Annotated in this window: 1 protein-coding gene; it reads left to right on the top strand. The window is 39.2% G+C overall.

Annotation, left to right across the window (positions count from 1 at the left end; translation table 11 throughout):
• Window positions 1-337, top strand: a 337-nt coding sequence (locus AOA60_RS01400; protein WP_143522333.1) for a polysaccharide biosynthesis protein, incomplete at both ends; no start/stop codon positions are given.

Genomic DNA, 337 nt, shown 5'->3' with positions numbered 1-337 from the left:
TGTAGAACTAGATGTACAAGCTATTTCACAAAAACTCACTGGAAAAACAGTACTTGTCACTGGTGCAGGGGGATCCATCGGTTCAGAAGTATGTAGACAAGTTAGTAGCTTTAACCCAGAGAGAATCATTCTATTAGGACATGGAGAAAACAGTATTTATTCCATTGAAATGGAGCTTACAACTACTCATCCACATATTGAAATAGAACCAGAGATCGCGGATGTTCAAGATGCCGAGAGAATTAAAGATGTGTTGGAAAAATATAAGCCAGATGTCATCTATCATGCGGCGGCTCATAAGCATGTTCCATTAATGGAAAGAAACCCACATGAAGCT

It is taken from the genome of Pseudomonas sp. 2822-17, assembly GCF_002742485.1.
Classification (GTDB): Bacteria; Pseudomonadota; Gammaproteobacteria; order Pseudomonadales; family Pseudomonadaceae; genus Aquipseudomonas; species Aquipseudomonas cyclaminis.
The sequence above is the reverse complement of the archived record's forward strand: the minus strand, read 5'-3'. Positions and strand labels throughout refer to the sequence as shown.